Annotated in this window: 8 protein-coding genes; all 8 read left to right on the top strand. The window is 63.9% G+C overall.

The genetic code is table 11. The features are described from left to right. On the top strand, positions 1-236 hold a 236-nt coding region (locus tag OXT71_14805; protein MDE2927662.1), incomplete at its 5' end, for a hypothetical protein. Next, the gene (locus OXT71_14810; protein MDE2927663.1) at positions 233-1243 is read left to right on the top strand and encodes an NDP-sugar synthase; all 1011 of its coding nucleotides are present in this window, start codon (positions 233-235) and stop codon (positions 1241-1243) included. The genes OXT71_14805 and OXT71_14810, both read left to right, overlap by 4 nt. Before the next feature lie 35 nt (positions 1244-1278). Next, on the top strand, positions 1279-2277 hold the full coding sequence (locus OXT71_14815; protein ID MDE2927664.1) for a phosphotransferase: 999 nt from the start codon (positions 1279-1281) through the stop codon (positions 2275-2277). Further along, positions 2271-3566, top strand: coding sequence for an asparagine--tRNA ligase (gene asnS / locus OXT71_14820; GenBank protein MDE2927665.1), 1296 nt, complete (start codon positions 2271-2273; stop codon positions 3564-3566). Before OXT71_14815 ends, asnS begins: the two co-directional genes overlap by 7 nt. A gap of 88 nt (positions 3567-3654) precedes the next feature. After that, positions 3655-4611 carry a bifunctional methylenetetrahydrofolate dehydrogenase/methenyltetrahydrofolate cyclohydrolase FolD gene (folD, locus tag OXT71_14825; protein ID MDE2927666.1) on the top strand — a complete coding sequence of 319 codons (957 nt, stop codon included), beginning with the start codon at positions 3655-3657 and terminating at the stop codon, positions 4609-4611. Then, on the top strand, positions 4608-5579 hold the full coding sequence (locus OXT71_14830; GenBank protein MDE2927667.1) for a YncE family protein: 972 nt from the start codon (positions 4608-4610) through the stop codon (positions 5577-5579). Before folD ends, OXT71_14830 begins: the two co-directional genes overlap by 4 nt. A 103-nt stretch (positions 5580-5682) precedes the next feature. Next, positions 5683-6915 carry a sulfite dehydrogenase gene (soxC, locus tag OXT71_14835; protein MDE2927668.1) on the top strand — a complete coding sequence of 411 codons (1233 nt, stop codon included), beginning with the start codon at positions 5683-5685 and terminating at the stop codon, positions 6913-6915. Then, positions 6908-7465, top strand: coding sequence for a cytochrome c (locus OXT71_14840; GenBank protein ID MDE2927669.1), 558 nt, complete (start codon positions 6908-6910; stop codon positions 7463-7465). Before soxC ends, OXT71_14840 begins: the two co-directional genes overlap by 8 nt. Positions 7466-8225 lie beyond the last annotated feature (760 nt).

The following is an 8225-nucleotide window of genomic DNA, read 5'->3' on the forward strand; positions in this document are numbered from 1 at the left end:
CGGACTTGGGGACAGTCACCGTCGGGGCACCCGCCCCATCGGTGACAGTCCCGTTGGGGACAGTCACCGTCGCGCTGGATGAGACGCCCATCGGCTTTTTCGCCGAGGTCGAAGGCCCGGAGGAATCGATTCGGGCGGTGGTGGAGCTCATGGGTTGGGACCCGGCGTCATTCATTCGTGAGAGTTACCCCAGGTTGTATCGGGAGCACGGCCTCGGGGCCCCGGAAACAGAATGAAGGCAATGATTCTCGCGGCCGGGCTGGGCAGCCGCCTGCGTCCGCTGACCTGGCTCCGGGCCAAGCCGGCCGTTCCCCTCTTGAACCGTCCCCTGATCCGCCATGCCTTCGACCTGCTGGATTCCCTGCGGATCGGGGAGGTGGTGGTGAACCTGCATCACCTGGGCCGATCGGTGACCGGGGCGCTGGAGGGGGTGACGCCGAAGGTTCGCTATTCACCGGAAACGGAAATCTTGGGCACGGCCGGAGCCGTGGGGCGGGTCCGGGATTTCTGGGGGGCGGAGCCCTTCGTGGTCTGCAACGGGAAGATCTATTTCGAACAGGATCTGGGTCCGGTTCTGGCCACCCACCACCGGAGCGGCGCGCTGGCGACCCTGGTCCTGGTGCCGCGGAAACCGGAAGATCCCTTCCGGCCCGTCTTCCTGGCCGGAGACGGACGGATTCGAGCCTTCGGACAGGATCTGCCGGGACGGGCGGACGGGCCCGGCTACGTGTTCACCGGCGTCCAGATCCTCTCCGCCGCCGTTCTGGACCTGATTCCGGAGGGCCCCTCCGACCTGGTCAAGCAGATCTACGAACCGTTGGTGGCCCGGCGCGGACCCGTCATTGGATTTGTCAGCCGGGCTCACTGGTTCGAGTGCAGCACCCCCGAGCGGTACCTGGAAAAGTCGATGGGACTGCTTGCCCGAAGGGGTCTGAACCAGCTCCCGGAGCATTCCGGCGGGAAGAATTGCCGGAGCGTGGTTCTGGGGAGCGGCGTCCGGGTCCCGGAGGGGACCGCTCTTGAGCGCTGCGTGATCTGGGACGGCGCCCGCCTGGGCTCCCGTTGCCGGCTGCGGGACTCGATCGTCGCCGGCGAGGTGGAGATTCCCGCGGGGACCCGGCTGTCCAACGTCGTGGTGACACCCCCCTTCCCGGCGCCGCTTCGGCCCACCGGCGAGACCCATCCGGATTACTGGACCTGGCCGCTGGAAGGACCCCGGCCGGGCAAGGAGACGGTTCCGTAGAGGGCCACCCCGCTACGGTAGAGTGAGCCTGAGCCATGCACTTCGACGAGGGGATCCAGCGGTTTCTGGAGAAGGAGCTTCCGGGCGCCGGAGCCTGGGGAATCCGGAAGCTGAAGGGAGACGCTTCCACCCGCGAATACTTCAGGTGCAGGGTCCCGGACTCGGAGACCGCCATCCTGACCCTGTACCCGGAACCTTTCGACCCGGCTGAGTCGACCTACCTTCAGGTCTATCGGATGCTCCGCCGCATCGGTCTGCCGATCCCGCGGATCCACGCCGTTGACGGAGACCTGGGCGCGGTGCTGCAGGAAGACCTGGGCGACATGACCCTGGAGCGGCGCCTGCGCGGGGCGGGAACCCGGGAGCGGAAACGGCTGCTGTGTCAGGCCGCCCAGCACCTGATCGTCCTCCAGCGGAAGGGGCCCCAGGCGGCGGATCCGGATTGGCCGGTTCTGCAACTGGCGTTCGATCTGGAGAAACTGACCTGGGAGCTCCAGTTCTTCCGGCGGCACTTCCTGGAAGGTTACTCCTCCGTCCGCGTCGAGCGGGAGAAGCTCGCATCCGAGTGCCTGGCGCTCTGCGGCGAACTCGCCGAGGCCGAGCGGTTTGTCTGCCACCGGGACTACCAGGTCAGGAACCTGATGCTGAAGGAGGGACGGGTTTACATGATCGACTTCCAGGACGCCCGCCTCGGACCCCAGGCGTACGATCTGGTGTCTCTCCTGTTGGATTCCATCGATCTGCCTCCCGGCGAGGTCGAGGAACTCGTGGACTTCTACCTGCAGGGAGGAGCCCCGGCGGTGGACGCCGGACAGTTCCGGCGCCAGTTCCATCTCGCGGCCATTCAGAGACTTCTGAAGGCGTTGGGCACCTTCGGGTACCAGGCTGGCGCACTGGGGAGAGAGGCGTACGGAGCCTACATTCCGGGCACCCTGGAGCGGGTCTCCGCCGCCTTGAAGACGATTCCCGAGTTCCCCTATATTCAGGCTTTGGTCGAGGCGCAGGTGGCTGCTGCAGGGCGGGTTTCATGCTGACCCAGGTCTATATTCGAGACGTTCCGTCCCACGTGGGCCGCGAGGTCAGCATCAAGGGCTGGCTCTACAACAAGACCCACAAGGGACGATTGTGGTTCCTTCTGGTCCGGGACGGTACCGGCGTGATTCAGTCGGTCCTGTTCAAGGGAAATGTGGCCCGCGAAGTCTTCGAGGCCGCCGAGGCTCTGACCCAGGAATCCTCCCTGCAGATTACCGGTACGGTCCGGCGGGACAAGCGGGCGCCCGGCGGCTACGAGCTGGACGCCAGCGGGATGGAGGTGGTGCAGATCGCGCAAAGCTATCCCATCACGCCCAAGGAGCACGGGACCTCCTTCCTCATGGACCACCGGCATCTCTGGCTGAGGTCGTCCCGGCAGCACGCGATCCTGCGGATACGGCATCAGTTGATCAAGGCCGCCCGCGACTTCTTCGACGAGCGTGGATTCGTGCTGGTGGACACGCCGATCCTGACTCCCGTCGCGTGCGAAGGGACGACGAATCTCTTTCCGGTGAAGTACTTCGACACCCCGGCCTACCTGAGCCAGAGCGGGCAACTGTACAGCGAGGCCTCCTGCATGTCCTTCGGCAAGGTCTACTGCTTCGGCCCCACCTTCCGCGCCGAGAAGTCCAAGACCCGCCGGCACCTGATGGAGTTCTGGATGGTGGAGCCGGAAGTGGCCTACGCCGATCTGGACGACATCATGGTCCTGGCCGAGGAGTTCGTCTCCTACCTGGTGGCCGAAGCCCTGAGGGAAGGCGAGGAGGAACTGTCGATCCTGGGCCGCGACACGGGACCGCTGAAGAAGGTGACACCTCCGTTTCCCAGGCTCACCTACGCCGAAGCCTTCGATCTGCTGGAGCAGGAGGGCAGCGAGACGCCCCGGGGAGCGGACCTGGGGGGAACCGACGAGACCATCGTCTCCTCCCGGTTCGACCGGCCGGTCATGGTTCACCGCTATCCCGCCGCCGTCAAGGGTTTCTACATGGAACCGGATCCGGAGAACCCCGACTTGGCGCTCTGCATGGACATGCTGGCGCCGGAAGGATACGGGGAGATCATCGGGGGAAGCCAGCGGATCCACGACTACGACCTCCTGATGGAAAGGGTGCGGGAGCACGACCTCCCCGTGGAACCACTCTCCTGGTACCTGGATTTGCGGAAATACGGCAGCGTGCCCCACTCCGGGTTCGGCCTGGGAATCGAACGGGTCCTCTCCTGGATCTGCGGGATTCCCCATGTCCGGGAGACCATTCCCTTTCCCAGGATGCTCCACCGGCTGTTCCCTTGACCCGCATTCTTCTGCGATGAGCGGCTCCTTGTCCCGGGATGGAGACGCGGCCCTTTCAATTGGTATGATTCATCTACCGAGGGAATTCATGGAGACCCGTCTGCTGGACGGCAAGAAGGTCGCCGCCCGGATCAAGAGTGAACTGTCGCAGGAGATCCGGACGCTGACGTCGGGCGGCGTGGTTCCGGGTCTGGCCACGGTCCTGGTGGGGGACAATCCGGCCTCGCGCTTCTACGTGGCCAGCAAGACCCGGGCCTGCCGGGAGTTGGGAATGCATTCGAAAGCGGTGGAGTTCCCGGCGGAGACCACCACCGAAGAGTTGCTGGCGGTCGTCCAAAGGCTCAACGAAACGGACCGGATCGACGCCATCCTGGTGCAGATGCCCCTGCCCTCCCACATCGACACCGAGCGCACGCTGATGGCGGTTCGGCCGGACAAGGACGTGGACGGGTTCCACCCGGTGAATACGGGGAGACTCTGCTCCGGAAATCCGGGCCTGGTGCCCTGTACGCCGCAGGGAATCATGGAGTTGCTGTTCCGCGAGGGGATCCCCCTCCGGGGGGCCGAGGCGGTGGTGGTGGGAAGGAGCAATATCGTGGGCAAGCCCATGTTTTTTCTGCTGCTCCAGGAACATGCCACGGTCACCGTCTGCCATTCCCGGACCCGGGACCTGCCCCAGGTCTGCCGCCGCGCCGATATTCTGGTCGCCGCGGTGGGCCGGCCGGCTCTGCTTACGCGGGACTACATCAAGAAGGGCGCCGTCGTCATTGACGTGGGAGTCAACCTGCTCCGGGACCGGGACGAGGTCATTCGCCTTTTCGGCGATGGTTCGCGCAAACTGGCGGCGTTCGACAAGAGGGGCTCGGTGCTGGTGGGCGACGTCCACCCCCAGGCCGCGCCGGGATGGGCCGCGGCGGTGACGCCGGTGCCGGGAGGCGTCGGCCCCTTGACCATCGCGCTTTTGATGAAGAATACGGTTCGAGCCTGCCGGCAACGACGCGGGAAAACCGGTACGGTCTCTAAATCGATCGTGGGGGAATCATGAACGAAATCAGGAAGACCATCGGACTTTGGGTCATCGCCGCTTGCCTGCCGTTTCTGGCCGCCTCGTCGGTTCAGGTGAGTCAGGTCAAGAAGGTCAAAGTCGGCAAGGCGCCCAACTTCTCCGTCCTGGGCGAAGACGGGCGTTACCTCTTCGTGACCAACTTCGCCTCGGACGAGGTCTCCATCGTGAACACCGTCACCAACCGGGAGGAAAGGACCTTCTACGCCGGCTTCAAACCGCTGGGAATCGCCATTTCTCCCAGCGGCGACCGGATCTACGTCACCAACTTCCAGTCGGGTCTTGTGAAAGTGGTGGACGGAAGGACCTACCGGATCACCGATGACATCAAGGTGGGCGGGATGCCCACGGACGTGGTGGTGTCTCCCCGGGGGCACACGATCTACGTGGCCAATTACGGCCGGGGCCGCATCGGACGGGTCGACTTCATCGATACGGCTTCCCACCGGGTCACCAAGTCGGTGGAAGTGGGCGTGCGCCCGCTGGTGGCCGCCATCTCTCCCCTGGGCGAGCAGTTGTACATTCCTTGTGCCGGCTCCAACGACCTCTATGTGATCGACGCCAACGAAGGACGCGTGATCAAGGAGATCCCAGTCGGGATCGGTCCCGACGGCATCGTCCTGACACCCGACGGCGAACGCCTGCTGGTGGCCAACAGCGGGACCAACGACCTTTCGGTGGTGGACCTGCTCGACATCGAGGAGACACGCCGGGTTCGGGTGGGCGAGCAACCCTTCTCCCTGACCGTGAACGACCAGGGCTACGTCTTCGTGGTGGAGAGCGGGAGCCGTACGATATCCATATTGAGTCCCGAGCTGAACAAGGTGCGGACCGTCGAAGTCGGGAAGAAACCCATCGACATACAGGTTTCACCCGACGGCCGCTTCGTCTACGTGACGGACGAGAAAGAAAATCGGGTCATGGTGCTGCGAGTCTCCGGACTGGGTTGAGGCTCCGGCGCGGCTCGAGTGGCCCGCGCAGCCGGTGGAATCTGCACTTTCACCCGATTCGGAGACGATGACCCCGATTTGAGGGATCCGGGAGGAGGGTGTCGTGGGCAACGAGAAACCTGGCAGAGGCTCCGGTGAAGCCAGCCGGCGAAAATTTCTGAGTATCGGCGCGGCGGTCGGCGGCGCTCTTTTGGCGTGTTCGGACTCGGCGGACACACCCGCCGGGGGCGGGGTGAAACGCACCGGCAAGCCGCCGGATGAGTATGGCGAGCGCTCGCCGTTCGAAAAGTCCATCCGGAAGGGATCGCTTTCGAAATACCCTGAAGCCGGCTCCACGCGGACGCCGCTCCAGGACTCGCACGGGATCATCACGCCCTCCTCGCTGCACTTCGAACGCCATCACGCGGGAGTTCCCCTGATCGATCCCGCCGAACACCTCCTGTTGATTCACGGCCTGGTGGAACGTCCGTTGATTCTCACCATGGACGAGTTGAAGACCTTGCCGTCGGTGTCGCGGATCCATTTCATCGAGTGTTCCGGCAACAGCCGCGGCGAATGGAAACCGAAGAAGGGCTCCACCGCACAGATCAGCCACGGCATGGCGAGCTGCAGCGAGTGGACGGGAGTTCTGCTGTCGGTCCTGTTGGATGAGGTCGGCGTGAAGCCCGAAGCCATCTGGCTCATCGCGGAAGGAGCCGACGCCTGCAAGATGCACCGCAGCCTGCCGCTCGACAAGTGCCGCGACGACGTGATCCTCGCCTACGGGCAGAACGGAGAGGCGATCCGTCCGGAGCAGGGTTACCCGCTGCGTCTGGTGGTGCCCGGTCACGAGGGGAACATCAACGTCAAATGGGTCCGGCGGCTGATGTTGGCGGACCAGCCTGCCATGGGACGGGAAGAGACGTCGAAGTACACCGACGTTCTGGCCAACGGCAAGGCCCGGCAGTTCAGCCTTACGATGGAGGCCAAATCGGTGATCACCCGCCCCTCCGGAGGGCAGAAGTTGGCGGGACAGGGAAACGTCGAGATTACCGGGCTGGCCTGGTCGGGCCGGGGATTGATCGAGCGGGTGGAGGTTTCCACCGACAACGGAGCGACGTGGACCGACGCAGCCTTGCAGGAACCGCGTCTCCGGATCGCATTCACCCGCTTTCGTCTGCCCTGGACCTGGGACGGCACACCGGCGGTGATCCTTTCCCGGGCTACGGACGAGACGGGTTACGTCCAACCGACCGTGGAAGCTCTGATGGAGGTGCGAGGCCCGAACTCCGACTACCACAACAACGGCATCAAGTCCTGGAAGATCGCCGCCGACGGGAGTGTGACCCATGTCTGATCGCGGCAGAGGATTCTGGCCGGTGTTCGTCCTGGCCGGTCTGTTGGTGAGCGCCGGCGCCGCCCAGTCGCCGACGTACAAGGTCGGGCGCACACCGACGGCGGACGAGGTCAAGGCCCTGAGCATTACGATATTTCCGGACGGAACGGGGCTTCCTGACGGCAGCGGCACCGCCGCCGAGGGCAAGGAAGTCTATGCCCGCCGGTGCTCGGAATGCCACGGCACCACGGGCCAGGGCGGGGAGTCGTCGGCGCTGGTGGGCGGGCAAGGAAGCCTCGCGACCGCCAAGCCCTTGAAGACGGTCGGCAGCTATTGGCCTTACGCGACGACGCTGTGGGACTACGTGAACCGCACCATGCCTTTCCACAATCCGGGCATCCTGACCGACGACCAAGTCTATGCCGTCGTGGCGTACGTTCTACATCTGAACGAAATCGTGGCCGAGAACGAAGAGATGAACCGGCGGACGCTCCCCGGCGTCCGGATGCCCAACCGGGACGGATTTGTAAACGACGACCGCCCCGACGTCGGCCCCGAGTCTGAGAAGTAAGCGATCTCTCCCCCCGGATAACAAGGGACAGTCTCGATTCCGGGATACGCGGGACAACAAAGGGGACTCGAACAAAGGGACAGTCTCGATTCCGGACTGGAACCGGACTGGAACCAGGACAACAAGGGGACAGTCTCGATTCCGGACTGCGGATAACAAGGGACAGTCTCGATCTTGGGTTTCGAACAGATAACAAGGGACAGTCTCGATTTCGTGACGGGAACGAGTCAGATTCCGGACTGGAACCGGAACGAGTCATGACGCCATAAGAAGCCTGTCCGGAAGCGGAGCGATGACTATTTGCACATGGGTGGAACTCCGGAGGACCACCCACACGCTACGGGGAGAAATTCAGTCTGGTGGGCGGTTCCACCGATCTGGGTCGTTCGGTCCCGGGTCCCGCAGCGGCGGATGGGACGGTCGGAGCCCAGGTGAGTCTACGTGACAAACGCGTTTGAGCGTTGCTCTCGCAGGGGATACATCTATAAAGAATCCAACGGTATCCCAAGACGTCCCGGTGTATACACTAAATTGTTTTATTTCATTGGTTTAAGTCTATTCTGACCCCCGTTTCTCTTGCCCGTGACGTCCCTTGATTTCCAACTCGATCCCGAGTATTATGTGGTAATGATTGACGTAAAGAATACGACCGCTCCAGCCCGGAAAACCAAGCCGAAGGGCCGCCATCCTCACAAGGCCCTGTCGGCCGCATTCGTGCGCTCCGCCCCGCCGGGCAGACACTGCGACGGCAACGGCCTGT

Source organism: Acidobacteriota bacterium (genome assembly GCA_028874215.1).
Taxonomy (GTDB): domain Bacteria; phylum Acidobacteriota; class UBA6911; order RPQK01; family JAJDTT01; genus JAJDTT01.